Source organism: Pseudomonas sp. 21LCFQ010 (assembly GCF_024129905.1).
Lineage (GTDB): Bacteria > Pseudomonadota > Gammaproteobacteria > Pseudomonadales > Pseudomonadaceae > Aquipseudomonas.
Map to the genome: position 1 here is coordinate 67,505 of NZ_JAMYDZ010000026.1, position 23,844 is coordinate 91,348.

The window sequence follows — 23,844 nt, forward strand, 5'->3', positions numbered from 1 at the left end:
TACCGGACAACGAAAAGGATGCCGAATATACCGCCCGCCACCGATCGCCGCGAGTCTGCCCATCAACCGCCAGCCTTGGGCCGGTGGGCACTGGCGCTGATACGCGGCCGGTCTGGCCCGGCCTCAAGCAACGGTTCACACGCCACCAGACTGTGCTGGCAGCGCCGGGCAAGCGCCTGATACTCACGGGTACCGGCCTGTTTCCAGGCGACCTCGTCATCGCTGAGCAGGCGTTTGACGCTGGCCGGAGAGCCCATCACCAGCGATTGCTCGGCGCAACTGAAATTCGCCTTGACCAGGCTGGCGGCGGCAACAAACGACCGCGCACCGATTTGGGCTGCATCCATTACCACGGCATTGATACCCACCAGAACATCCGCGCCGATACGGCAACCGTGCAGCACGGCGCCGTGGCCGATATGGCCGTTGCGCCCCACCACCGTGTCGCTGTCAGGGAAACCATGCATGACGCAGGTGTCCTGCAGGTTGGCGCCCTCCTCCAGCACGATGCGCCCGAAATCGCCGCGCAGGCTGGCCAGCGGCCCGACATAGCAGCCAGGGCCAATGATCACATCACCAATCAATACCGCAGAGGGATGCACGTAAGCGGTGGGATGAACCACCGGAGTCAGGCCATCAAGGCTGTAGCAGGTCATGGGGGATCCTCTGGCCGGGAACGCCCGGCAGGTGGGCTGCAGACACACCACTTTCCTATAAAAACAAACCTTAAATCAATGAAAATTATTGATACACGTATCGTATCAAGACCTGAAAAACCCAAGCAAAAACCAACAAAAACACCTGATAAATAATGCTTTTACTAAAAAACATCGGATAAAAACAAAAACACTAGACACAAAAACCAATACACAAATCTGTTTTTCCGTATCACATTATGCCTATACTCATTTCAGCCCGCCTCACAGAGCGCGCCTTTCCAATAATCAGCGGTGCTCACACCGCCCTTGCTGCCGGAGGACTGCCTCATGCCTCAGACCCTTGTCCTGACCACGCCGATGACCGGCGTGCGGCTGCTGACCCTGCACCGGCCCGAGGCGCTGAACGCCCTGAACACCGCGCTGCTGGGTGACCTGGCCGAGGCGCTTGAGGTGGCAGCGGCAGACCCTGACATCCGGGCGGTGGTCATCACCGGCAGCCGCAAAGCGTTTGCCGCCGGCGCCGATATCCACGAAATGGCAGAGCGCGACATGGTCGGCATCCTTGACGACCCACGCCAGGCGCACTGGCAACGCATCGGCGCCTTTAACAAGCCGCTGATCGCCGCCGTCAACGGCTTCTGCCTCGGCGCTGGCTGTGAACTGGCGATGCATGCCGACGTGATCATCGCCGCTGAAGATGCCCGTTTCGGGCAACCGGAAATCAACCTTGGCATCATGCCCGGCGCTGGCGGCACCCAACGCCTGCTGCATGCGGTGGGCAAGTCACTGGCAATGCAGATGGTGCTTACCGGCCTGCCGATCGATGCCCGTCACGCCCGGCGCGCCGGGCTGGTCAGCGAGCTCACCCAGCCGGAGTTCACCGTTGACCGGGCCCTGGAGATTGCCCGCGTCATCGCCAGCAAAGCGCCGCTGGCGGTCCGCCTGGCCAGGGAGGCCGTGCTCAAGGCCCAGGACCTTGACCTGGCCAGCGGCCTGCGCTTCGAACGCCATGCTTTCACCTTGCTGGCCGGCACCGCCGACCGCAACGAAGGCATTCAGGCTTTTCAGGCAAAACGCGCTCCGGCGTTCACCGGCCGGTAATCCTTCGTCCTGCACAGAGAGCCCCAGCCATGGACTTTGAGCACATCCTGTTTTCCATCGAGGACGGCGTTGCTTTCCTTAGCCTCAACCGCCCCGAGCAACTCAATAGCTTCAATACCGCCATGCATCTGCAAGTGCGCGAAGCACTCAAACAGGTTCGCCAAAGCAGCACAGCACGGGTGCTGCTGCTCACCGGTGAAGGCCGGGGCTTTTGTGCCGGCCAGGACCTGTCTGACCGCAATGTCGCACCGGGCAGCGCGATGCCGGATCTGGGCGAGTCCATCGACACATTCTATAACCCGCTGATCCGCAGCCTGCGCGACCTGCCATTACCGGTGATCTGCGCGGTCAACGGCGTGGCCGCCGGTGCCGGGGCGAATATCCCGCTGGCTTGCGACCTGGTGCTGGCCGCCCGCTCGGCAAGCTTTATCCAGGCGTTTTGCAAAATCGGCCTGGTGCCCGACTCCGGTGGCAGCTGGCACCTGCCGCGCCTGGTGGGCATGGCAAGGGCCAAGGCACTGGCCCTGCTTGGCAACAAACTGAGCGCCGAGCAGGCCGAGCAATGGGGGCTGATTTATCAGGTACACGACGATGCCGATCTGCGCGACGAAGCCCTCAAGCTGGCCCGGCATCTGGCGACCCAGCCCACCTACGGCCTGGCCCTGATCAAACGCGCGCTCAACGCCAGTGCGCACAACAGCCTCGATGCGCAACTGGAACTGGAGCGCGATCTGCAACGCCTGGCCGGGCGCAGCGAGGATTACCGCGAAGGCGTATCGGCATTCATCAACAAACGCACCGCGACTTTCAAAGGACGCTGAACAATGACCGCACTGGACACCAGCAGCATCGTCGCGGTGATTGGCGCCGGCGCCATGGGTGCAGGGATTGCCCAGGTGGCCGCGCAGGCCGGTCATCGCGTCTGGCTATTCGATACCCGCCAGGGCGCCGCTGCCCAGGCCATTAGCGGGGTTGACCGGCAACTGGGGCGGCTGGTCGACAAGGGCCTGCTGGATGCCTCGCAGCGCCGCGTGATTGCCGCGCGCCTGCAACCGGCAGACAGCCTCCAAGCGCTGGCCGACGCCGCGCTGGTGATCGAAGCGATCGTGGAAAACCTCGAGCTCAAGCGCCAGCTGTTCGAGCAACTGGAAAGCATCTGCAGCGCCCACTGCATCCTGGCCAGCAATACGTCGTCATTGTCGCTCACCCGGCTGGCGGCCGGCCTCAAGCATCCACAGCGGATATTCGGCATGCACTTTTTCAATCCGGCACCGCTCATGGCGCTGGTCGAAATTGTCTCGGGCCTGGCCAGCGACCCGCAACTGGCAGCGCGCCTGTATGACACCGCCGACGCCTGGGGCAAACAGCCTGTGCACACCCGCTCGACACCCGGCTTTATCGTCAACCGGGTAGCACGCCCGTTTTATGCCGAAAGCCTGCGCCTGCTCCAGGAAGGCGCCGCCGACTGCGCCACCCTCGACGCGCTGCTGCGCGATGCCGGTGGCTTTCGCATGGGCGCCTTCGAGCTGACCGACCTGATCGGCCATGATGTCAATTACGCGGTGACCTGCTCGGTGTTCGACGCTTACCACGGCGACATGCGCTTCCAGCCTTCACTGGTCCAGAAGGAGCTGGTCGATGCCGGCCATCTGGGACGCAAAAGCGGTCGCGGCTTCTATGACTACAGCGAGACGGCAGAGCGCCCCCAGCCGCAGGAAATCAGCAGCCCGCTGCACATTGACAGCTGCGCAGTGGAGGGCGATCTGGGCATTGCCGCGCCGCTGATTACGCGCCTGCAACAGGCCGGCGTGCAGGTCACCCAACGCGCCGGCAGCGGAGTGATCCGGGTCGGAACGGCCACGCTGGCGCTCAGTGACGGACGGCTGGCCAGCCAGCGCGCCCAGGCACAAGGCATCGACAATCTGCTGCTGTTCGACCTGGCACTGGATTACCGCCGCGCCGCACGCATCGCCATCAGTTGCGCTGCCGACACCTCGGTACTGGCCTGCCAGCAGGTCGTGGCGCTGCTGCAGCGTGCCGGGTTCAAGGTCAGCCTGCTCAGCGACACCCCGGCGCTGGCAGTGCTGCGTACTGTAGCGATGCTGGCCAACGAGGCGGCCGATGCCCTGCTGCACGGGGTGGCCAGCGCGGCGGACATCGACCTGGCCATGTGCGCCGGCGTCAACTACCCACTTGGACCACTGGCCTGGGCCGATGCCATCGGCCCGCAACGGCTGCTGACGACCCTCGACAACCTGCAAGCCGCCTATGCTGAGCCACGCTATCGCCCGTCATTGTTGTTGCGCCGCCGCGCCACCGAAGGGAGGCACCTGCATGACACTTGACCCTCAACAACTGGCGCAGCGTTGCGCCAGCACCTTGTACGAACGCGACGCCGCCAGCCAGGCGATGGGCATGCACCTGCTGAGTGTCGGCCCCGGCAGCGCCCAACTGAGCATGCGGGTACGGGCCGACATGCTGCAGGGCGTCGGCACCTGCCACGGCGGTCATCTGTTTGCCCTGGCCGACTCGGCCTTCGCCTTTGCCTGCAATACCTACAACGCGGTCACCGTAGCGATTGGCTGCAGCATCGACTATGTGGCGCCTGCGCAGCTCGACGACCTGCTCACCGCCAGCGCCAGTGAACAGAGCCGCAGCGGCCGCACCGGCAACTACGACGTGCGTATCGAAAACCAGCACGGGCAGTTGATTGCCCTGTTTCATGGCAAATCCTACAAGGTGCGCGGCACCCTGCTCGACCTGGAGACTTCTGATGAGTGATAACCAGAACCCTCAAGCGCTGATCATCGACGCCATCCGCACCCCCATCGGCCGCTACGCCGGCGCGCTGGCCAGCGTGCGCGCCGACGATCTGGGCGCCGTGCCGATTCGCGCCTTGATCCAGCGCCATCCACACCTGGACTTCAGCCAGATCGACGACGTGTTCTACGGCTGCGCCAATCAGGCCGGTGAAGACAACTGCAATGTCGCGCGCATGTCGGCACTGCTTGCCGGCCTGCCGGTCAGCGTAGCGGGCACCACCCTCAACCGCCTGTGTGGCTCGGGCCTGGATGCGGTGGGCAGTGCAGCTCGGGCGATTCGTGCCGGTGAAGCCGGTCTGCTGATTGCCGGCGGCGTCGAGTCTATGTCCCGCGCCCCCTTTGTAATGGGCAAGTCCGAGCAAGCCTTCGGCCGCGCTGCCGAGCTGTTCGACACCACCATTGGCTGGCGCTTCGTCAACCCACTGCTGAAGGCGCAGTTCGGTATCGATTCGATGCCGGAAACCGCCGAGAACGTCGCAGCACAATTCAATATCTCCCGCGCCGACCAGGATGCTTTCGCCCTGCGCAGCCAGCACAAGGCCGCTGCGGCGCAAGCCAATGGCCGCCTGGCACAGGAAATCACCCCAGTTGCAATCAGCCAGCGCAAAGGCCCGGCCAGGCTCATTGAACAGGACGAGCATCCCCGCGCCGATACCAGCCTGGAGCAACTGAGCAGGCTCGGCACCCCGTTCCGCGAAGGTGGCAGCATCACCGCCGGCAATGCCTCAGGGGTCAACGACGGCGCCTGCGCCCTGTTGCTGGCCAGCCCGGCAGCGGCGCGCCGCCATGGCCTGAAGGCCCGTGGGCGGGTGGCAGGAATGGCCACGGCAGGCGTCGAACCCCGGATAATGGGCATCGGCCCTGTCCCTGCAACCCGCAAGGTGCTGGAACTGACCGGCCTGAGCCTGGCCGACATGGACATCATCGAACTCAACGAAGCCTTCGCCGCCCAGAGCCTGGCCGTGCTGCGCGAACTGGGGCTGGCCGACGACGACCCGCGGGTCAACCCCAACGGCGGCGCCATTGCCCTGGGGCATCCATTGGGCATGAGCGGTGCACGACTGGTCACCACGGCCTTGTATGAACTGGAAAACCGCCAGGGCCGCTACGCGCTGTGCACCCTGTGCATCGGCGTCGGCCAGGGCATCGCGCTGATTATCGAAAGACTCTGATACCGATAAACACCATTGGCCACCCAGGCGAGGAGTCTTCTCCTCATCACCACTCAAACATAAAAATAACCGAGTGAACCATGAACATGATCGCCGCCAATAGCCCCGCTAGCGCCTTGCTCGACCCGCTCGAGACCGCCAGCATCGACCAGTTGCGCCAACATCAGCTCGAACGCCTGCGCTGGAGCCTCAAGCACGCCTACGACAACGTGCCGCTGTACCGCCAGCGCTTTGACGAGCGCGGCGTACACCCTGATGACCTGGGTACTCTGGAAGACCTCAGCCAGTTTCCGTTTACCGGCAAGAGCGACCTGCGCGACAACTACCCCTTCGGCATGTTTGCCGTGCCGCAGAGCGAGGTGGTGCGCCTGCATGCCTCCAGTGGCACCACCGGCAAGCCGACCGTGGTTGGCTACACCCAGAACGATATCGACACCTGGGCCAATGTGGTGGCCCGCTCGATTCGTGCGGCAGGCGGTCGCCGTGGCGACAAAGTGCATGTGGCTTATGGGTACGGTTTGTTCACCGGCGGACTGGGCGCGCACTACGGCGCTGAGCGGCTGGGCTGCACGGTGATCCCGATGTCGGGCGGGCAGACCGAAAAGCAGGTGCAACTGATTCAGGACTTCCAGCCCGACATCATCATGGTCACGCCGTCCTACATGCTGAACCTGGCCGACGCGTTCGAACGCCAGGGCATCGACCCGTATCAACTGAAACTGCGCCTGGGGATCTTCGGTGCCGAGCCGTGGACCGCCGAGCTGCGCCGCGCCATGGAACAACGTCTGGGCATCACCGCACTGGATATCTACGGCCTGTCGGAGATCATGGGGCCGGGCGTGGCCATGGAGTGCGCCGAAACCAAGGACGGCCCGACGGTCTGGGAAGATCATTTCTACCCGGAAATCATCGACCCGGCGACCGGCGCGGTGTTGCCCGACGGCGAAATGGGCGAACTGGTGTTCACCTCACTGTCCAAGGAAGCACTGCCGATGGTCCGCTACCGCACCCGCGACCTGACCCGGTTGCTGCCGGGCACAGCGCGGCCAATGCGGCGCATCGACAAGATCACCGGGCGCAGTGACGATATGTTGATCATTCGCGGGGTGAATGTGTTTCCGACGCAGATCGAAGAGCAGATTCTCAAGATCGGCCAGTTGGCCCAGGTCTATGAGCTGCATCTGTATCGTAACGGCAACCTGGACAGCGTCGATGTGCATGTTGAGCTCAAGCATGACCTGCAAGGGCTGGCGGCCCAGCAGCAGCAACAGGTCGCCGACGAGCTGGGGCGCCGGATCAAGACCCATATCGGGATCAGTTCACGGGTGCTGATCCAGCCGTTTCATACCCTTAAGCGGTCTGAAGGCAAGGCTTGTCATGTGTTTGACAAGCGGCCCACCGCGTGAGCCTCAAGCGCGGGGCAATCTGCCGAGCTAATGCCGATCCTCCGGGAGGAGCCGGCCGGCGCCCCGGTCTGCTGGCGACTTCAGCGGCGAGCCAGTAGCTGATGTGCTGGTTTTACTGGCCCTGTCGCCAGCAAAGCTGCCTCTCACATTGACCGAGTGGACCTTAACTGATCGGCATTAATCTGTGACCGGCTTTAGCCGGGAAGACCTTTCGCTTTACGCAAGGGTCTGCGCCGCACTTGTGTTTGCTTCGGGCTGCGACCCGCTGCAAACGCGCAAAGGTGACTGAAACCCACCACCGCCGCAGCCAATGCTGCCCAGCCATAAAAAACCTTAAAAACAACAATTAAATTTTTCCTGTATCGCTTTTCACCACCCCAAGCACTCGAAGACCCTCCCGAAAACCTGCATAAAACCCCATAAACGGCATACATAACCTGACACCCACCCTCAAAAGCGATACGAAACCCAAATACAAAACATAAATTTCTGTTTGATATTTTTTTCTGTATCACTTAAAACTGTCTCAACAGCCCAAGCCACCCACCACAAGCGGGAGACGCAGCATGTACGCACAACTGGTCGAGACCGGCGTCAAGCGCATCAAGGCACTGCAAGACATGTCGCCCGAGGAACGGGCGTTTCAGGAAAAGATCGACGCCGAGATCAAGATCGAGCCAAAGAACTGGATGCCCGATGCCTACCGGCAAACCCTGATCCGGCAAATATCCCAACACGCGCATTCGGAAATCGTCGGCATGCTGCCCGAAGGCAACTGGCTAACCCGCGCCCCGACCCTCAAGCGCAAGCTGCAACTGATGGCCAAGATCCAGGACGAAGCCGGCCACGGCCTGTACCTCTACAGCGCCATGGAAACCCTCGGCGCCGACCGCGACGAAGAAATCGCCAAACTGCACAACGGCCAGGCCAAGTACTCCAGCATCTTCAACTACCCCACCCTGAGCTGGGCCGACATGGGCGCAGTGGGCTGGCTGGTCGACGGCGCTGCCATCGTCAATCAGGTCGTCCTGCAACGCACCTCCTACGGCCCCTACTCACGGGCCATGGTGCGCATCTGCAAGGAAGAAAGCTTCCACCAGCGCCAGGGCTATCAACTGCTGCTGACCATGATGAAACAAGGCACCCAGGCCCAGAAAGACATGGTCCAGGACGCCATTAACCGCCTGTGGTGGCCAGCGCTGATGATGTTCGGCCCAAGCGACGCCGACTCGCCCAACAGCGCCCAGTCCATGGCCTGGAAAATCAAACGCCAGAGCAACGACGAGTTGCGCCAGCGCTTCGTCGACCAGACCGTGCCGCAACTGCAACTGCTCGGCTGCACCGCCCCCGACCCGGACCTGAAGTGGAACGCCGACCGTGGTCACTACGACTTCGGCGAAATCCAGTGGCAGGAGTTCTATGAAGTGCTCAAGGGCAACGGCCCGTGCAATCAGGAACGGGTCGCCAAACGCCGCCAGGCCATCGAAAACGGCGCCTGGGTCCGCGAAGCCGCCGTGGCCTACGCGCAAAAACAACACGCCAGGCACACCGCCGCCTGATCGGGAGACACCGCCATGTCCGAATGGACCCTGTTCGAAGTGTTCGTGCGCAGCAAGCATGGACTCAATCACAAACATGTTGGCAGCGTGCATGCCGCCGACGCCGCGATGGCGATCGAGAACGCCCGCGAGCTGTACACCCGGCGTAACGAAGGGGTGAGCCTGTGGGTGGTGCCTTCGGCGCTGATTACCGCGTCCTCGCCAGACGAGAAAGACCCGTTGTTCGACCCGGCGCAAGACAAGGTCTACCGGCATGCCAGCTTCTATGAACTGCCGCCTGAAGTCGGCCACATGTGAGGAGCCGAGCATGAACCCGTCTGCCGACCTTATTGAATACCTGCTGCGTCTGGGTGACAGCGCCCTGATCCAGGGCCAGCGCCTGTGCGAGTGGTGCGGCAGTGCGCCGGCCCTGGAAGAAGAGCTGGCGTTGATGAATGTGGGTCTGGACCTGATTGGCCAGTCGCGCAACTGGCTGGAGTATGCCGCCGAGCTGCTGGGCGACGGCCGCGATGCGGATCACCTGGCGTTTCGCCGCGATGAGCGCGCCTTGCGCAACCTGCTGCTGGTCGAACAACCCAACGGCGATTATGCCGTGACCATGACCAAGCAATTTCTGTATGACGCCTGGCATTTACAGATGCTGCGCGGGCTGAGCAGTTCCAGTGATGAGCGCATCGCCGGCATCGCCGCCAAAGCGTTCAAGGAAGTCACCTACCACCTGCGCCGCTCCGGTGAATGGGTCGAACGGTTGGGCGATGGCACCGACGAAAGCCATCGGCGCATGCTCAACGCCATTGATCAGCTATGGCGCTTCACGGTCGAGCTGACCGCCGCTGATGAGCTGGAGCAGCGCCTGTTCGAGGCGGGTATCGCCGCCAACCCGCAACAAGTGGCCGATGCCTGGCAAAGCACGGTGGCCGACCAGTTGGCCCGCGCCACCCTGCCACTGCCCGCGCCGGCCAGCCCGTTCTACCTCAGTGGCCGGCAAGGCTTGCACAGCGAACATCTGGGCCTGCTGCTGGCAGAAATGCAGTCGCTGCACAGGAGTCATCCCGATGCGACCTGGTGAACAGCCAAGCACCGAACTGATCGCGGGCGACCGTGGTGCGCGGCCGCTGCAGCCTGGCGATCTGGCCCATGCCTGGGCGGTGCTCGGCAATGTCATGGACCCCGAAGTGCCGGTGGTCAGCGTGGTCGAGCTGGGGATTGTCCGTGATCTGGACTGGCAGGCCGGCCACCTGCATGTGGTGGTGACCCCAACCTACTCGGGCTGCCCGGCCACCGAGGTGATCGAGCAGGACATCGCCGCGGCGCTGGAACAGGCCGGCTTTGCTGCGCCGCAGCTGGAGCGGCGCCTGACCCCGGCGTGGACCACCGACTGGCTCAGCGCCAGCGGCCGCGAGCGGCTGCGCGGTTATGGCATCGCCCCGCCTGAGGGCAGCGCCAGCAAACGCAGCCTGCTGGGCGAGGCAGCACAGATCAACTGTCCGCAGTGCGGCAGCGCACACACCGAGCGGCTCAGCGAGTTTGGTTCCACAGCTTGCAAAGCGCTGTATCGCTGCCGCGACTGCCTGGAACCTTTCGATTACTTCAAGTGCATCTGAGCGGCCTGCTGCAGGAGAACAATAATGAGCAAATTCCACAGCCTGACCGTCAGGGACGTACGCCCCGAAACCCGTGATGCGGTGTCGATTGCCTTCGACATTCCGCCTGAACTGGCCGAGCGCTTTCGTTTCGAGCACGGTCAGCATCTGGTGATGCGCACCCATCTGGACGGCAAAGAGGTGCGCCGCTCCTACTCGATCTGCACCGGCGCCAACGATGGCGAACTGCGCGTGGCGATCAAGCGGGTCGCCGGCGGGGTGTTCTCGGCCTGGGCCAACGACCGTCTCAAGGTCGGCCAGCAACTGGAGGTCATGCCACCGGCCGGGCATTTCAGTGTGCCACTCGACCCCACGCGCCATGGCCGCTACCTGGCGGTGGCCGCCGGCAGCGGCATCACCCCGATCCTGTCGATCATCAAGACCACCCTGCAGAGCGAGCCGCACAGCCAGGTCACGCTGATCTACGGCAACCGCTCCAGCACTGCGGCGCTGTTTCGCGAGCAACTCGAAGACTTGAAAAACCGCTACCTGCAACGCCTGAACCTGATCTTCGTGTTCAGCCGCGAGCAACAGGATGTCGAGCTGTACAACGGGCGCATCGATGCCGACAAATGCAGCCAGTTGTTCAGCCGCTGGATCAACGTCAAGGCGCTGGATGCGGCGTTTATCTGCGGTCCGCAAGCGATGACCGACACCGTGCGCGAGCAGCTTCAGGCCAACGGTCTGCCAAGCGAGCGCATTCACTTTGAGCTGTTCGCCGCAGCGGGCAGCAGCCACACCCGCCAGGCCCGCCAGATCGCCGCCCAGGCAGGCAGCGCCACGAGCCAGATCACCGTGATCAGCGACGGTCGCGAGCTCTCTTTCGCCCTGCCCCGCAACAGCGTCAGCGTGCTCGAAGCCGGTAATGCCCAGGGCGCCGAGCTGCCGTATTCGTGCAAGGCCGGCGTGTGCTCGACCTGCAAATGCAAGGTGATCAGCGGCGAGGTGGAAATGGACAGCAACTTCGCCCTGGAAGATTACGAAGTCGCCGCCGGCTACGTGCTGTCGTGCCAGGCCTTCCCGTTGAGCGACCAGGTGGTGCTGGATTTTGACCAGCGCTGAACCCACAGGCGCCGCCGGGCAATCGCCCAGCGGACCGCGCAAACCCTGACTGATCGGCATTGCGCCTGCGAGCCCGTTAGCACCGGATGCCCCCCTGCACCCGCCACACCGCGTTTCTAAAACAATCACAAAAAAAGAGAGCCGCCCCATGACGCCACAGGACATCGAACAGTTACAGCGCCACCCCGACTTCATCGAGCTGGTCAAGCGCAAGCAACGCCTGACCTGGTCGCTGACCCTGATCATGCTGGGGATTTACTATGGCTTCGTCGTATTGATGGCCTTCTACCCACAGACACTGGGCCGCTCGCTCAGCGGTGGGGTGACCAGCCTGGGGATCGTGCTGGCCGTTGCGGTGATCCTCCTGTCGTTTGTGTTGACCGCCCTCTATGTGCGCCAGAGCAACCGGGTGCTCGATCCGCTGACCGAAAAACTGTTGCAGCAGGTGCAGCCATGAAGCCTTCGCTGCTTGTCACTGCCGTCGGCAGCCTGTTGTGCAGCGCCAGCGCGCTGGCCGCCGACGCGCCTGCCCGGCCATTGAACTGGCATGCCATCGGCATGTTTCTGGTGTTCGTGCTGTTCACCCTCGGGGTGACCCGCTGGGCGGCATTGCGGACCCGCTCGGCCAGCGACTTCTACACCGCAGGCGGCGGCATCACGGGTTTGCAGAACGGTCTGGCGATTGCTGGCGACATGATCAGCGCGGCGTCGTTTCTGGGGATCTCGGCGATGATCTTCATGGTCGGCTATGACGGCCTGCTGTACTCGCTGGGCGTTGTCGCCGCCTGGCCGATCATTCTGTTCCTGATCGCCGAGCGGTTGCGCAACCTGGGCAAATATACCTTTGCCGATGTGGTGTCGTACCGTTTGCAACAGACACCCATCCGTATCACGGCGGCGTTCGGCACCTTGATCGTGGCGCTGATGTACCTGATGGCGCAGATGGTCGGTGCCGGCAAACTGATCGAGCTGCTGTTCGGCATCAGTTACCTGCAAGCGGTGCTGCTGGTCGGGGTGCTGATGGTGTGTTACGTCACTTTCGGCGGCATGCTGGCCACCACCTGGGTCCAGATCATCAAGGCCGTGATGCTGCTCTCGGGCGCCAGCTTCATGGCGTTCATGGTCTTGCGCCACTTCAACTTCAGCACTGAGGCGATGTTCGCCGGTGCGGCAGCGGTGCACGCCAAGGGGGCCGCGATCATGGCGCCGGGCGGCATGCTCAGCAGCCCTATTGATACTCTGTCGCTGGCAGTGGGGATGATGTTCGGCACCGCCGGCCTGCCGCACATCCTGATGCGCTTTTTCACCGTCAAGGATGCCCGCGAGGCGCGCAAAAGCGTGCTGTATGCCACCGGTTTCATCGGCTATTTCTACCTGCTGCTGATCGCCATCGGCTTCGGCGCAATTGTCATGGTCGGCACCGATGCGGCCTTTCGCGACGGCACTGGCGCCATCATCGGTGGCGGCAATATGGTCGCGGTGCATCTGGCCCAAGCGGTCGGCGGCAGCCTGTTTCTCGGTTTCATCTCGGCCGTGGCCTTCGCCACCATTCTGGCGGTGGTCGCGGGCCTGGCCTTGTCTGGCGCCTCGGCAGTGGCCCATGACCTGTATGCCTGCGTGATCCGTAAAGGCCAGGCCAGCGAGCGCGAAGAAATGCGCATGTCGCGCCTGACCACCCTGGTGATCGGCGTGCTGGCGGTCATTCTCGGCGTGCTGTTCGAGTCGCAGAACATCGCCTTCTTGTCAGGTCTGGTGCTGGCGATTGCCGCCTCGGTGAATTTCCCGGTGCTGTTGCTCTCGATGTTCTGGAAAGGCCTGACCACCCGTGGTGCAGTGGCCGGCAGCCTGGCGGGCCTGATATCGGCAGTGGTGCTGCTGGTCTTGAGCCCGGTGGTGTGGGTCAAGCTGCTTGGCCACGACACAGCATTGTTCCCCTACTCCAACCCCGCGCTGTTCTCCATGAGCTGCGCGTTCGCCTGCGCCTGGCTGTTCTCGGTCACCGACCGCTCCGAACGCGCCACTCAGGAACGCGGCCGCTACCTGGCGCAGTTCATTCGCTCGATGACCGGGCTGGGGGCTGCGGCGGCCAGCCGGCATTAGATTTTGGGTAAAAAATTTTCGCATTGATCGCGGCTCAGTCCGCTTCTACAACCGACGGAACAATAACAATGCATAACGTCCGTGTTTCTGCACCATTGCTGCTGGCCATGGGGGCCGCCAGCGCCCAGGCCGGTTTTGTCGAAGACAGCAAGGCCAGCCTGGAGATGCGCAACTTCTACCTGAACCGCGACTTTCGCCAGAACAATGCGCCCCAGGCCAAGGCTGAAGAATGGGCGCAAGGCTTCACCGCCCGCCTGGCGTCGGGCTTTACCGAGGGCACCGTGGGTCTGGGCGTGGACGCCATCGGCGAACTGGGTATCAAGCTCGACTCCAGTGCCAGCCGGCGCAATACCGGGCTGCTGGCCTTCGACCCGGCCAGCGGCGAGCCGGTCGACCAGTACAGCGAACTGGGCATCGCGGCCAAACTGCGGGTGGCGAAAAGCGTTCTGAAACTCGGCACCTTGCAACCCATGCTGCCGGTGGTGACCTATAACGACACCCGTCTGCTGTCGTCGACCTTTCAGGGCGGCATGCTGACCTCCACAGACATCGACGGCCTGACCATCAATGCCGGACGCCTGACCCGCGCCAACCTGCGCGATTCGTCCAGCCGCGATGCGATTGGCTACGGCGCCGCCAGCAGCGACGCGTTTGACTTTGCCGGTGGCAGCTACGTGTTCAGCCCGCGACTGACCGCCAGTTACTACTACGGCAAGCTCGCCAACATCTACCGCCAGCACTTTGTCGGCCTGGTGCACAACGTGCCGCTGGGGACGAACTTGAGCCTGCGCAGTGACCTGCGCTATTTCGACAGCGGCAACGATGGCCAGCAACGCGCCGGGCGCATCGATAACCGCAACCTCAACGGCATGTTCACGCTGGGCTACGGCGGGCACAAGGTCGGCCTGGGCTTTCAGCGCATGTCGGGCGACAGCGCCTTTGCGTTTCTCAATGGCGGTGACCCGTACTCGGTCAACCTGGTGACCTATAACACCTTTACCCGCGCCGAAGAGGACGCCTGGCAACTGCGTTACGACTATGACTTTGCTGCCCTCGGCGTGCCGGGCCTGAGCTTCATGACCCGCTATGTCGATGGCCGCAATGCGCGCACCGCCAGCGGCGATCACGGCGAAGAATGGGAACGCAATACCGATATCGCCTACGTGCTGCAAAGCGGCCCGCTCAAGGGTTTGAGCATGCGCTGGCGCAACCTGACCTTTCGCTCCGGTAACGGGCTGAGCACCGACCTGGACGAAAACCGGCTGATCCTGGGCTACACCCTGGCGCTTTGGTAGTGCTGGCCCCGCCCACCACAAATGTGGAGACACTCTGATGAGCAACGCCCCTACCCTGCAAAGTTTTATCGCTGGTCGCTGGATTGGCGAGCATGGCGCCGCCTCGCTGCGCAGCGCTGTCAATGGCCAAGGCATTGCCCACACGCATGACGAGCCGCTGGATTTCAACGAGGCCCTGGAGCACGCGCGCCGGCAAGGCCGTGACAGCCTGCTGGCCCTGGATTTCCAGCAACGCGCCGCATGCCTGAAGGCGCTCGGCAACTACCTGCTCGAACGCAAGGAACTGCTGTACAGCCTGTCGTACCACAGCGGCGCCACGCGGACCGATAGCTGGATCGACATCGAGGGCGGTGCCGGTACGCTGTTCGCCTATGCCAGTATCGGCCGCCGCGAACTGCCCTCGGGCAACTTGCTGCACGAAGGCCCGGCCATGCCGCTGGGCAAGCTGGGCAGCTTCGTTGGCAGCCATATTCTGGTGCCGCGCGGCGGCGTGGCGGTGCATATCAATGCGTTCAACTTTCCAATCTGGGGGATGCTGGAAAAGTTTGCGCCGAGTTTTCTGGCCGGCATGCCGTGCATCGTCAAACCGGCCACCGCGACCAGTTACCTGGCCGAAGCGACCGTGCGCCTGATGCACGAGTCCGGCTTGCTGCCCGCTGGCAGCCTGCAACTGATCATCGGCAGCACGGGCGATTTGCTTGACCGCCTGCAAGGTCAGGATGTGCTGACCTTCACCGGCTCGGCCGACACCGCCGCGAAACTGCGCGTCAACCCTAACCTGATCCGCCAGTGCGTGCCGTTCAACGCCGAGGCCGACTCGCTGAACTGCGCGATCCTCGCCCCGGAAGTGACCCCGGACGATCCTGAGTTCGAGCTGTTCATCAAGGAAGTGGCCCGCGAGATGACCGTCAAGGCCGGCCAGAAGTGCACCGCCATCCGCCGCGCCATTGTGCCGGCCAGACACATCGACGCGGTCGCGCAACAGCTGCATGCGCGGCTCAGTAAAGTGGTGGTCGGCGACCCGTCAGTGGAGGGCGTGAAGATGGGCGCCCTGGCGTCCCATGCGCAACAGGCCGACGTTGCCGAGCGCTTGCAACTGCTGCTGGCCAGCAGTGAGCTGCTGCTGGGGGCCGCCGACGGTTTTGCGCCGCGTGGCGAAGGGGTGGCCGAGGGCGCGTTCTTTGCCCCGACCCTGCTGCGCAGCCGCAACCCGCATGCCGAGGGCGGCGCCCACGATATCGAAGCGTTTGGCCCGGTCAGCACATTGATGGCCTACGAGGATCTGGACGAGGCCATTGCCCTGGCCGCCCGTGGCAAAGGCAGCCTGGTTGCCAGCCTGATCACCAAAGACCCGCAGGTCGCCGCCAAAGTGGTGCCCGCCGCAGCCGCGCTGCATGGTCGGCTGCACATTCTCGACCGTGAATCAGCCGCCGAGTCCACCGGCCATGGCTCGCCCCTGCCCCAACTCAAGCACGGCGGCCCCGGGCGGGCCGGCGGCGGTGAGGAACTGGGCGGTCTGCGGGCGGTGAAACACTACCTGCAACGCAGCGCCGTGCAAGGCTCGCCGAGTATGCTCATGGCCGTCACCGGCGAGTACGTGCGCGGTGCCAGGCTGATCGAAACCGAAGTCCACCCGTTCCGCCGCTATTTTGACGACCTGCAGATCGGCGAATCGCTGCTGACCCATCGGCGCACCGTGACCGAAGCTGACCTGGTCAACTTTGGCTGCCTGTCGGGGGATCACTTCTACATGCATTTTGACGAGATTGCCGCCCGCCAATCGCAGTTCGGCAAGCGCATCGCCCACGGCTACTTCGTACTCTCTGCGGCCGCCGGGCTGTTCGTCTCCCCCGCGGCGGGCCCGGTACTGGCCAACTATGGCCTGGATACGCTGCGCTTCATCAACCCGGTGGGCATTGGTGACACGATCCGTGCGCGGCTGACCTGCAAGCGCAAGATCGACCAGGGCAAGCTCAGCGCCAGGGACGAACCGCAAGGGGTGGTGGCCTGGGATGTGGAGGTGACCAACCAGCACGACGAGTTGGTGGCCAGTTACGACATCCTGACCCTGGTGCTCAAACGCTCAAGCCTTGCTTAACCGGCGATCTCGCCGACTTCGACCCGGTCACGGTGCTGCTTGGCCCGGTACAGCGCCTGGTCTGCGGTGCGCAGCAGCGCATCGAAGCTGTGCTGCAGATGGCGGCTGCCGGACTGGGTCAGACCGGCACTGAACGCAATCGGCAATGGCAACTGCGGGTCCAGTTCGCGACTGGCCAGCGCATCGCGCAGGCGCGCCATGAACACCTGCGCCTGGGCGACATCGGTGTGCGGAAACATCAACAGAAACTCTTCCCCGCCCCAGCGCACGAACACATCGCTATGACGCTTGAGCGAAAACACCGCCGCCGAGAACGCCTGCAAGGCACTGTCGCCCACCGCATGGCCGTACTTGTCATTGATGCTCTTGAAGTTGTCCAGATCGATCATCGCCACCGTCAGCGGATAGCTGCCGAGTGCGGCCTGCGCCCATTGCTGGTTGAGAATCGGCTGGGCGCCGCGCCGGTTCAAGGCCCCGGTCAGCACGTCGGTGATGCTCAGTTGCAGGGCCTGCATGCGCAAGTGCTCCTGAAGCATCAGGGCAAAGCCGAGGGTAAACAGGAATGACACCGTAAAATCCACCAGCAGCGCCATCCGCGAGGGCATGTCCGGCTCGTCATAAGGCAGCGGCGGGATCGGCTCGATCAATAGGCTGACACATGACCACAGCTGGAAGCCGAAGGCGAACACCTGGGTCGCGGCAATCCCCCAAGCGCCGCGATAAGTCCTCAACAGCCCGGCACAGACCCGCATCTGCACGGCAATCGCCAGCGCCGCCACCCCGGCAAACCAGGGAAGAATCCAGGAAGTGTCGATCAACGCCACCGCCAGGGCCAGATAGCCGGCCAGCGGCACCAGCACCCAGCCGAGCTGCTGGCCGAGGCGTCCCGGCAGCCCGACAAAATGACGCAACGCCACGGTATGACAACCAATACTGGCAATCAGCAGACCGGTGCTGGCCAGCAAGGCAGCGCGTGGCGACAGAATCTCCAGCCAGTGCAGCGACGGCAGCAACAGGCCGGGCTGGAGCATTTCGGCAACCCGGTACGAGGTATTGCACAGCTCACCCAACAGCCACCAGTGCAGGGCCTTGTTGCTGCGCCCCGCACCGACATACGACAGGCACAGCAATAGCGCCGTCATGATCCCGAACGGAGTGATGATCAACAGTAACGAGAAGGGATCGCTGAGCAACATGAACGGCGGCTTCTGGACAAAGGGCTGCAAGCACCCTCGCATTATGTCAGAGCGCCAGCAATTTGACTCTGGCCGATGGGCAGATAGTTTTCAGCCCGCCAGAGTCAGCCTTGGGCCCGCTCTACCCGGTTACGCCCGGTACGTTTGGCCTGGTACAACGCCGTGTCCGCAGAGCTGTAAGCGGCATCGAAGCGCAGGCCGGCCGCACTGGCGCTGACCCCGAAACTGGCAGTGACCTGGCGGTTGACCGGGGCAGCAAAGCAATGCCCGGCGATCGCCGCGCGCATGGCTTCGGCATAGTCCAGCCCCTGCTGCAAGTCGCTGCCAGGCAGCACGACGGTGAACTCTTCACCGCCCACCCGGCCGATCACCCCGACCTTGGCCACAATCGGCGCCAGGCATTCGACGATCCCGCGAATCACTGCATCGCCCGCCGGATGACCAAAGTCATCATTGATCTGCTTGAACAGATCAATGTCCAGCACGATCAATACCGCGCCGGTGCTTTCCAGCATCCGCTTGGCCCGCTCGATCACGGCACCGCGGTTCAGCACCCCGGTCAGGGCATCATGGGTAGCGCGGAACTCCAGCTGTTCGGCCAGCGTTTGCAACTGCAGATTGAGCGCGTTCATCTCGCGTTCGGCACGGTCACTGCGAGTGATCAAGCGCCGGGTTTCTCGAATCAGGCGCTCGAAGTGGCTGGTCAGTTCGGCCAGCGACTGCTGGTAGAGCTCAGCGTCGGCATCGGCCTGAGCGAGGACCGAGCGGGCACGCCGCAACGCGTCGGTCTCGCTACTGAACAAGTCCACGGTCTGATCCGCACGCGCCTGGAGCGCAGAGCCAGCAGTCACCATGACCAATCTCCTTTATGAAACCGACACGGGATGATCATTGAAGGTCAACGAGGTGAAATCGGCCTGCAGTTCTTCACCGAACTCGAAGATCGTTTCGTCTTCTTCATCGTGATACCAGTTGACCACGATCTTGTTACCGGCCATGGCCGCGTGGTCAAGGGTATCGAAGATATTGAACAGCATCTTGGTGCTGGAGCTGTTGAAGTAGGCCAGTGCAATGTTGGCCGTCACTTCAACGCCGGCGCAATTAGCAAGAAAGTCGCGCAGTTGCTGGACGATCGGCGCATAAAACGCGGCGGCGTTTTCAGGATAGGACTCGCCCTTGATGGTCAGCAGGCGTTGGTCATAACGAAAATCGACTTCAGGCGAAGTGGCAGTGGCTTCAATGAAAAAATTGTCCATCACAGTCATCAATCCATTCAAATAGTGGCTTTGAGGCAGAACAAGGTGGTCTCCGGGTCTTGCGGGCGCGGCTGGAAGCTGTACTCCAGCGGCTCGCTGGCGTCGCGGGCCATGGTCAGAAAACCCAGCCCCGCGCCTTTGCTGCCCTCCGGCGTTTCGGCCCGCAGGGACACCTTGTAGGCCTGTTTGATTTCTTCAACCGACATGCCGCGCAGCGGTTCGAGGTTGGCGCGCAGCCGCTCGACCTCGCCACTGGCCACCGGGTTGGCACAGAGCATGGTGAACCGATTGTTTTCAGCACTGATGCAGACCGCGCCATGACGCAGCCCGGTGTCGTCCTCGGCCGACACGCCCAAGGCATCGACCGAGTAGTGGACGATGTTTTGCGACAGCTCGATGAACGATGAGAACAGCTTGCGGCGGGTCGGGCCGCTGACACCGGAGACTTCAAGCTGCAGCTTGACCACCTCGGCCATCGCCGAAACGACGCTGTGGGAGAAGTAGCCCATGTGGTAGAAAATCACGTTGCGCTGTTGGGCAAGGTCGAAAAAGCTCATGTCATGGTCCTCAATGGCGCGCAGCAGATTAGTCATCATTGCTCCTGAGACGAGCGCAAAAGAAAGTCAAATCGTCACGACGATTCTGTTCGCCCTGCCAGTGCGACAGGACTTGCAACAACCCCTGGCCAATCTCGGCCGCCGGGCTATCGCTATTGGCCAGCAGGCTTTCAAATACCCGGCGCTTGCCAAAGGCGATGTTCTTGACCCCGCCAATCTGGTCGGTCAGGCCATCGGTGGTGATAAAAATCAGGCTGCCGGACTCCAGCGGCACACTGTGCATCTCCCATTGGTAATCCATGCCGCTGTCGACGTAGCCGACGCCCATCCGCTGGCCGGCAACCGTCTGAAACTGCTCAGCCTCCGGGTGCAGCACATGCAGGGACAGCCGCGCACCAGCAAAGCGCAGGGTCCAGGTATGGGTATCGAACCAGAAGAACGCAGCGTCCAGGCCGTCATCGGATTCCGGGGTGCCGTCGGCGTCGCGGTCCTGACCGAGCATGCTCTTGACGCTGCGGTTGACCGCCGACAGCAGGGTCGCCGGGTTGCGCGGCCCGTACTGATCGAGCGCCTGACCCAGCGCGCTGGAGGCAATCAGGGTCATGAACGCACCGGGCACACCATGGCCGGTGCAGTCGGCAATCGCGCCGAACCAGCCATCGGGGTACTTGCAGAAGTGATAGAAGTCGCCGCCCACCACATCACGCGGCTCCCAGACCAGTGAGGCGTCACTCAAGGTCGAGGCCAGCGTCTCGCGCGAAGCACGCAGCATGGCGCGCTGAATGACACTGGCGTATTCGATGCTTTGCATCATCTGGCGGTTCTTTTCCGCCTGCATCGCCGCCACCACCGCGATCAGTTGCAGACCGTTGCCCAAGCCGACAAACCGCCCTTCACGGGTCACGATAAAGCCGTCGGCCAGCGCTTTTTCTCCGAACTCGACGGTCTTGAAGGTCAGCTCTTCGATGCTCATCTCGGCATCGACGATCAGCGGCTCCTTGTCCATGAAGGCGATGCAGCTTTTCTTGTCGTACAGCTCGCGGTGATACAACTTGCTCATCTGTGACATGAAGATATTGCGATTGATCAGCCCGACCGGCCGCTCTTGATCGACCACCGCCAGGCACACCAGGTCGCGCTGGGTGGTAAAGACCTCCATGACCAGTGAGTTACTGTCGTCTATGTCGATGGCTGGAACGAAGTTGCACAGATCCCCCGCACTTTTGTGGTCACGGGGCAATCGGGGACGCATGAATTGAAAATGCTCTGCTTTCATTCGCGGGCCACTGCACATCATAAATACGTGACCCTACTACAGCGATATTAAACTGATATTACAGTGTCCTTTCAGGGCATCAGGGTCTCCAGCAACCAGGCGCCGGCCGGACCCAGGGTGCGCTGCCGCGACCAGATCACATCAACCGCCGAGCGGCGTGGCCAGCCCGGCACCTGCAACTCCTGCAAGCGCCCCTGGGCGTAGCCAGACACCAGCCAGCGCGGCAAGGCGGCCCAGCCAAAGCCGAACACCGCCATGTCCATTAGCAGCAGATAGTTAGGCGCCGACCAACTGCGCCGGCTGCTGGTGGGCAGGTCATCGGTCGGGTTGAGGTGCTCTACCAGGGTGTTGAGTCGCAAGGCCCGATGACCCGCCAATTGCGCGTAGCTGACCTGCTGCTGGCCAGCCAGTGGATGCTGGTGCGCAACGAACAAGCCAAAATCGGCGCGTTCGGTGATGGTTGCATGGCCGATCTCGGGCGGATAACCGGCCTGGGCCGAAAGCAGGCCCAGCGTCGCCCGGCCGCTCTGGATCAGATTGATGGCATCGCCGTGTTCGGCAAATACGCATTCCAGCTCGATATCCGGAAAACGCTGGTCCAGCTCGGTCATACGCGCTTCGAATTCGACGAACTGGTTGGCATCGGACAACACCAGGGTCAGGCGCGGCTCAACGCCAGCCGCCAGCCGCCCGGCGGTGCGACGCAGCAAGTCCTGGGCACACAGCACATCCTCGACCCGCTCCAGCATGGCCCTGCCCGCTGCGGTCAACACCGGCTGGCGCGCCGAACGATCAAACAGTTGCAGATCCAGATCGATCTCCAGCCGGGCAATGGCCTCGCTGATGGTTGACTGGCTTTTACCCAGCCGGCGCGCCGCCGCACTGAACGAACCCAGCGCAGCGATCTGGACAAAGGCCTCAAGGGCTTCGGGTGAATAATTCATGACGCGGCCTCCATCGGTTTTACCGATTGATCGTATTTTCACTTTAGCCCGATGACCGATAAGAATGCAGGATCTTTATTGACAGGTGGCTCCGTCATGAACAGCTCAGCCCATTCACTCCCTGCCAAAACCCTCAAGGAACGCGTGCTGCACGCCTTCGCCTTCGAGACGGTCGGGGTCATCATCTGTGCGCCGATCCTGGCCTGGGTGATGGATCGCTCAATTGGCAGCATGGGCGCCCTTACAGTGATGATCTCCACCGTGGCGATGCTCTGGAACATGCTGTTCAACCTGCTTTTTGACCGTATCCGCGCCCGGATGGGCTTCAACATGACCCTGACCAACCGTACGCTGCATGCGCTGTGCTTTGAGGCGGGTCTGATTCTGGCCGTGGTACCGCTGGCCGCCTGGTGGCTGTCGATCAGCCTGGTCCAGGCGTTCTGGCTGGACATTGGCGTGCTGCTGTTTTTCCTGCCCTACACCATGGCGTTCAACTGGGCCTGGGATGGCGCGCGCGAGCGAGTGCTGCGTAACCGGCAGGTGCAACAGTACAACTGACCAGTCAAAAAAGCGCATGGCTGTATGGGAGCGCTCGCACTCGCTTCTTGCACACTGACTGCACTTAATAAGACAGGGAGCGCGACACCATGACAGAAATCCTCAAACTGGCAGCCTTCAGCGACGGCGAAACAGGCGGCAACCCGGCCGGGGTGTGGATTGGCGATGCCCTGCCCGATGAGCCACGCATGCAAGCCATCGCGGCAGAGGTCGGGTTTTCCGAGACCGCGTTTGCCGCCCCGCTGGACGGCGGGCGCTGGCGGGTACGTTATTTCTCGCCCTTGGCCGAGGTGCCATTCTGCGGCCATGCCACCATTGCCCTGGGAGCGGCACTGGCGGCGCAGCACGGTGACGGAGTGTTCGATCTGCAATTGAACCAGGCCAGCATTACCGTGGAGGGCCATGCGCAGGGGCAACTGGTTTCGGCAGCGTTGCAATCACCCCCGACCCACAGCCAGCCGATCAGCGAAGCACTGCTGAACGAGGCGCTGGCTCTGTTCGGTTATCGCCGCGATGAGCTGGACCTGCGCATTGCGCCAGCAGCGATCAATGGCGGTGCGGGGCACCTGGTGCTGGCGCTCAACAGCCGTGAAGCGCTCAGCGCCATGCGTTATGACCAGGCCGCCGGGCGCGAGCTGATGGTGCGTGAAGGCTGGGCCACAATTGTGCTGGTGTTTGCTGAAAGCGCGCAGTTTTTCCATACCCGCAATCCGTTCGCTTTCGGCGGTGTCTACGAAGACCCGGCAACCGGCGCCGCCACTGCGGCGCTGGCCGGTTACCTGCGCGACATCGGTTGGCCACATGGCGGCGTGATCGATATCCTGCAGGGCCAAGACATGGGCAGCCCGTCACGGCTGCGGGCAGAAATCAGCGCACAGCCGGGCAGCTCGATCCGGGTATCGGGAATGGCCCGCTACCTTTGACATCCTCCCCGCCCTAAAGGGCCGGGATTCCCACAATTGGACGCTCATGCCCGAGCGCGAGAATGTTCTTTGCGGCGTTGACGTCGCGGTCGTGGGTGGCACCACACCCACAACAAGTCCATTCCCTTATTCCAAGCCCTGCGATACCTCTCGGCCTCGAGTCCGGCAATTGCTTGCAGCTCGAACAGGTTTGGGTGGTGTTTCTCTCGCTGACAAC

The 23,844-nt window shown here is 62.8% G+C and carries 25 protein-coding genes; 17 read left to right on the forward strand and 8 right to left on the reverse strand.

The annotated features are described in order from the left end of the window. Positions 1–62: 62 nt before the first annotated feature. Positions 63–656 (reverse strand): phenylacetic acid degradation protein PaaY, encoded by a 594-nt coding sequence (gene paaY, locus NJC38_RS23620; protein WP_253117323.1) that lies wholly within the window; start codon positions 654–656, stop codon positions 63–65. Positions 657–986: 330 nt separating this feature from the next. Between paaY and paaF the strand changes: the two genes are divergently transcribed. The 15 genes from paaF (at position 987) to paaZ (ending at position 16,917) form a co-directional block, all read left to right on the forward strand. Next, a complete protein-coding gene (gene paaF, locus NJC38_RS23625; RefSeq protein ID WP_253117324.1) occupies positions 987–1,760 on the forward strand; it encodes a 2,3-dehydroadipyl-CoA hydratase PaaF in 774 nt (257 codons plus the stop codon). A gap of 29 nt (positions 1,761–1,789) precedes the next feature. Continuing rightward, positions 1,790–2,581: a 2-(1,2-epoxy-1,2-dihydrophenyl)acetyl-CoA isomerase PaaG gene (gene paaG, locus NJC38_RS23630; RefSeq protein WP_253117325.1), complete on the forward strand. Its 792-nt coding sequence runs from the start codon at positions 1,790–1,792 to the stop codon at positions 2,579–2,581. Between the two features lie 3 nt (positions 2,582–2,584). Next, positions 2,585–4,105, forward strand: a complete 1,521-nt coding sequence (gene paaH, locus NJC38_RS23635) for a 3-hydroxyacyl-CoA dehydrogenase PaaH (RefSeq protein WP_253117326.1) — start codon at positions 2,585–2,587, stop codon at positions 4,103–4,105. Continuing rightward, complete coding sequence (gene paaI / locus NJC38_RS23640) at positions 4,095–4,541, forward strand: hydroxyphenylacetyl-CoA thioesterase PaaI (RefSeq protein WP_253117327.1); 447 nt, start codon at positions 4,095–4,097, stop codon at positions 4,539–4,541. The genes paaH and paaI overlap by 11 nt, the downstream gene beginning before the upstream one ends. After that, the gene (gene pcaF / locus NJC38_RS23645; RefSeq protein ID WP_253117328.1) at positions 4,534–5,754 is read left to right on the forward strand and encodes a 3-oxoadipyl-CoA thiolase; all 1,221 of its coding nucleotides are present in this window, start codon (positions 4,534–4,536) and stop codon (positions 5,752–5,754) included. Before paaI ends, pcaF begins: the two co-directional genes overlap by 8 nt. An 80-nt stretch (positions 5,755–5,834) precedes the next feature. After that, complete coding sequence (paaK, locus tag NJC38_RS23650; protein WP_253117329.1) at positions 5,835–7,160, forward strand: phenylacetate--CoA ligase PaaK; 1,326 nt, start codon at positions 5,835–5,837, stop codon at positions 7,158–7,160. A 566-nt stretch (positions 7,161–7,726) separates the two neighbouring features. Next, positions 7,727–8,719 carry a 1,2-phenylacetyl-CoA epoxidase subunit PaaA gene (gene paaA / locus NJC38_RS23655; RefSeq protein ID WP_253117330.1) on the forward strand — a complete coding sequence of 331 codons (993 nt, stop codon included), beginning with the start codon at positions 7,727–7,729 and terminating at the stop codon, positions 8,717–8,719. 15 nt (positions 8,720–8,734) lie between these two features. Further along, positions 8,735–9,016 (forward strand): 1,2-phenylacetyl-CoA epoxidase subunit PaaB, encoded by a 282-nt coding sequence (paaB, locus tag NJC38_RS23660; protein ID WP_024764426.1) that lies wholly within the window; start codon positions 8,735–8,737, stop codon positions 9,014–9,016. A 10-nt stretch (positions 9,017–9,026) separates the two neighbouring features. Continuing rightward, positions 9,027–9,788 carry a 1,2-phenylacetyl-CoA epoxidase subunit PaaC gene (gene paaC / locus NJC38_RS23665; RefSeq protein ID WP_253117331.1) on the forward strand — a complete coding sequence of 254 codons (762 nt, stop codon included), beginning with the start codon at positions 9,027–9,029 and terminating at the stop codon, positions 9,786–9,788. Further along, positions 9,775–10,323: a 1,2-phenylacetyl-CoA epoxidase subunit PaaD gene (gene paaD, locus NJC38_RS23670; protein WP_253117332.1), complete on the forward strand. Its 549-nt coding sequence runs from the start codon at positions 9,775–9,777 to the stop codon at positions 10,321–10,323. Before paaC ends, paaD begins: the two co-directional genes overlap by 14 nt. A gap of 24 nt (positions 10,324–10,347) precedes the next feature. Then, on the forward strand, positions 10,348–11,424 hold the full coding sequence (gene paaE / locus NJC38_RS23675) for a 1,2-phenylacetyl-CoA epoxidase subunit PaaE (protein ID WP_253117333.1): 1,077 nt from the start codon (positions 10,348–10,350) through the stop codon (positions 11,422–11,424). 148 nt (positions 11,425–11,572) lie between these two features. After that, positions 11,573–11,881 (forward strand): DUF485 domain-containing protein, encoded by a 309-nt coding sequence (locus NJC38_RS23680; protein WP_045489627.1) that lies wholly within the window; start codon positions 11,573–11,575, stop codon positions 11,879–11,881. Further along, positions 11,878–13,524: a cation acetate symporter gene (locus tag NJC38_RS23685; RefSeq protein ID WP_253117334.1), complete on the forward strand. Its 1,647-nt coding sequence runs from the start codon at positions 11,878–11,880 to the stop codon at positions 13,522–13,524. Before NJC38_RS23680 ends, NJC38_RS23685 begins: the two co-directional genes overlap by 4 nt. A 68-nt stretch (positions 13,525–13,592) precedes the next feature. After that, on the forward strand, positions 13,593–14,819 hold the full coding sequence (locus NJC38_RS23690; protein ID WP_253117335.1) for an OprD family porin: 1,227 nt from the start codon (positions 13,593–13,595) through the stop codon (positions 14,817–14,819). Between the two features lie 37 nt (positions 14,820–14,856). Further along, a complete protein-coding gene (paaZ, locus tag NJC38_RS23695) occupies positions 14,857–16,917 on the forward strand; it encodes a phenylacetic acid degradation bifunctional protein PaaZ (protein WP_253117336.1) in 2,061 nt (686 codons plus the stop codon). Here the strand turns inward: paaZ and NJC38_RS23700 are convergent. From NJC38_RS23700 to NJC38_RS23725, 6 genes are all read right to left on the reverse strand, one after another. Next, the gene (locus NJC38_RS23700; protein ID WP_253117337.1) at positions 16,914–18,113 is read right to left on the reverse strand and encodes a GGDEF domain-containing protein; all 1,200 of its coding nucleotides are present in this window, start codon (positions 18,111–18,113) and stop codon (positions 16,914–16,916) included. The genes paaZ and NJC38_RS23700 overlap by 4 nt on opposite strands. A gap of 104 nt (positions 18,114–18,217) precedes the next feature. Continuing rightward, positions 18,218–18,967: a GGDEF domain-containing protein gene (locus NJC38_RS23705; protein WP_045489616.1), complete on the reverse strand. Its 750-nt coding sequence runs from the start codon at positions 18,965–18,967 to the stop codon at positions 18,218–18,220. A gap of 12 nt (positions 18,968–18,979) precedes the next feature. Next, positions 18,980–19,369 (reverse strand): DUF1987 domain-containing protein, encoded by a 390-nt coding sequence (locus NJC38_RS23710; RefSeq protein WP_045489613.1) that lies wholly within the window; start codon positions 19,367–19,369, stop codon positions 18,980–18,982. Positions 19,370–19,386: 17 nt separating this feature from the next. Next, positions 19,387–19,962: a SiaB family protein kinase gene (locus tag NJC38_RS23715; RefSeq protein WP_045489610.1), complete on the reverse strand. Its 576-nt coding sequence runs from the start codon at positions 19,960–19,962 to the stop codon at positions 19,387–19,389. After that, positions 19,955–21,178 carry a SpoIIE family protein phosphatase gene (locus NJC38_RS23720; RefSeq protein ID WP_045494514.1) on the reverse strand — a complete coding sequence of 408 codons (1,224 nt, stop codon included), beginning with the start codon at positions 21,176–21,178 and terminating at the stop codon, positions 19,955–19,957. Before NJC38_RS23720 ends, NJC38_RS23715 begins: the two co-directional genes overlap by 8 nt. Before the next feature lie 95 nt (positions 21,179–21,273). Continuing rightward, positions 21,274–22,146 carry a LysR family transcriptional regulator gene (locus NJC38_RS23725; protein ID WP_045489608.1) on the reverse strand — a complete coding sequence of 291 codons (873 nt, stop codon included), beginning with the start codon at positions 22,144–22,146 and terminating at the stop codon, positions 21,274–21,276. Positions 22,147–22,242: 96 nt separating this feature from the next. Between NJC38_RS23725 and NJC38_RS23730 the strand changes: the two genes are divergently transcribed. Next, a complete protein-coding gene (locus NJC38_RS23730; protein ID WP_253117338.1) occupies positions 22,243–22,704 on the forward strand; it encodes a multidrug/biocide efflux PACE transporter in 462 nt (153 codons plus the stop codon). Between the two features lie 89 nt (positions 22,705–22,793). Further along, entirely contained in the window at positions 22,794–23,627 is an 834-nt protein-coding gene (locus NJC38_RS23735; RefSeq protein WP_253117339.1) for a PhzF family phenazine biosynthesis protein, read from the forward strand. A gap of 13 nt (positions 23,628–23,640) precedes the next feature. On the opposite strand, the gene NJC38_RS23740 is transcribed toward NJC38_RS23735, so the two are convergent. Beyond that, the coding region (locus tag NJC38_RS23740; RefSeq protein WP_253117340.1) for a transposase at positions 23,641–23,844 on the reverse strand (204 nt) is incomplete at its 5' end.

What these genes read in the sequence shown, in the direction of transcription:
- NJC38_RS23700 (WP_253117337.1), bottom strand. Translation starts at nt 18,113, where the DNA reads ATGTTGCTCAGCGATCCCTTCTCGTTACTGTTGATCATCACTCCGTTC.
- paaY (WP_253117323.1), bottom strand. Translation starts at nt 656, where the DNA reads ATGACCTGCTACAGCCTTGATGGCCTGACTCCGGTGGTTCATCCCACC.
- NJC38_RS23690 (WP_253117335.1), top strand. Translation starts at nt 13,593, where the DNA reads ATGCATAACGTCCGTGTTTCTGCACCATTGCTGCTGGCCATGGGGGCC.
- NJC38_RS23720 (WP_045494514.1), bottom strand. Translation starts at nt 21,178, where the DNA reads ATGCGTCCCCGATTGCCCCGTGACCACAAAAGTGCGGGGGATCTGTGC.
- pcaF (WP_253117328.1), top strand. Translation starts at nt 4,534, where the DNA reads ATGAGTGATAACCAGAACCCTCAAGCGCTGATCATCGACGCCATCCGC.
- NJC38_RS23680 (WP_045489627.1), top strand. Translation starts at nt 11,573, where the DNA reads ATGACGCCACAGGACATCGAACAGTTACAGCGCCACCCCGACTTCATC.
- paaZ (WP_253117336.1), top strand. Translation starts at nt 14,857, where the DNA reads ATGAGCAACGCCCCTACCCTGCAAAGTTTTATCGCTGGTCGCTGGATT.
- paaF (WP_253117324.1), top strand. Translation starts at nt 987, where the DNA reads ATGCCTCAGACCCTTGTCCTGACCACGCCGATGACCGGCGTGCGGCTG.
- NJC38_RS23715 (WP_045489610.1), bottom strand. Translation starts at nt 19,962, where the DNA reads ATGACTAATCTGCTGCGCGCCATTGAGGACCATGACATGAGCTTTTTC.
- paaG (WP_253117325.1), top strand. Translation starts at nt 1,790, where the DNA reads ATGGACTTTGAGCACATCCTGTTTTCCATCGAGGACGGCGTTGCTTTC.
- paaH (WP_253117326.1), top strand. Translation starts at nt 2,585, where the DNA reads ATGACCGCACTGGACACCAGCAGCATCGTCGCGGTGATTGGCGCCGGC.
- paaE (WP_253117333.1), top strand. Translation starts at nt 10,348, where the DNA reads ATGAGCAAATTCCACAGCCTGACCGTCAGGGACGTACGCCCCGAAACC.
- paaI (WP_253117327.1), top strand. Translation starts at nt 4,095, where the DNA reads ATGACACTTGACCCTCAACAACTGGCGCAGCGTTGCGCCAGCACCTTG.
- NJC38_RS23710 (WP_045489613.1), bottom strand. Translation starts at nt 19,369, where the DNA reads ATGGACAATTTTTTCATTGAAGCCACTGCCACTTCGCCTGAAGTCGAT.
- paaB (WP_024764426.1), top strand. Translation starts at nt 8,735, where the DNA reads ATGTCCGAATGGACCCTGTTCGAAGTGTTCGTGCGCAGCAAGCATGGA.
- paaK (WP_253117329.1), top strand. Translation starts at nt 5,835, where the DNA reads ATGAACATGATCGCCGCCAATAGCCCCGCTAGCGCCTTGCTCGACCCG.
- NJC38_RS23735 (WP_253117339.1), top strand. Translation starts at nt 22,794, where the DNA reads ATGACAGAAATCCTCAAACTGGCAGCCTTCAGCGACGGCGAAACAGGC.
- paaC (WP_253117331.1), top strand. Translation starts at nt 9,027, where the DNA reads ATGAACCCGTCTGCCGACCTTATTGAATACCTGCTGCGTCTGGGTGAC.
- NJC38_RS23725 (WP_045489608.1), bottom strand. Translation starts at nt 22,146, where the DNA reads ATGAATTATTCACCCGAAGCCCTTGAGGCCTTTGTCCAGATCGCTGCG.
- NJC38_RS23730 (WP_253117338.1), top strand. Translation starts at nt 22,243, where the DNA reads ATGAACAGCTCAGCCCATTCACTCCCTGCCAAAACCCTCAAGGAACGC.
- NJC38_RS23685 (WP_253117334.1), top strand. Translation starts at nt 11,878, where the DNA reads ATGAAGCCTTCGCTGCTTGTCACTGCCGTCGGCAGCCTGTTGTGCAGC.
- paaD (WP_253117332.1), top strand. Translation starts at nt 9,775, where the DNA reads ATGCGACCTGGTGAACAGCCAAGCACCGAACTGATCGCGGGCGACCGT.
- NJC38_RS23705 (WP_045489616.1), bottom strand. Translation starts at nt 18,967, where the DNA reads ATGGTGACTGCTGGCTCTGCGCTCCAGGCGCGTGCGGATCAGACCGTG.
- paaA (WP_253117330.1), top strand. Translation starts at nt 7,727, where the DNA reads ATGTACGCACAACTGGTCGAGACCGGCGTCAAGCGCATCAAGGCACTG.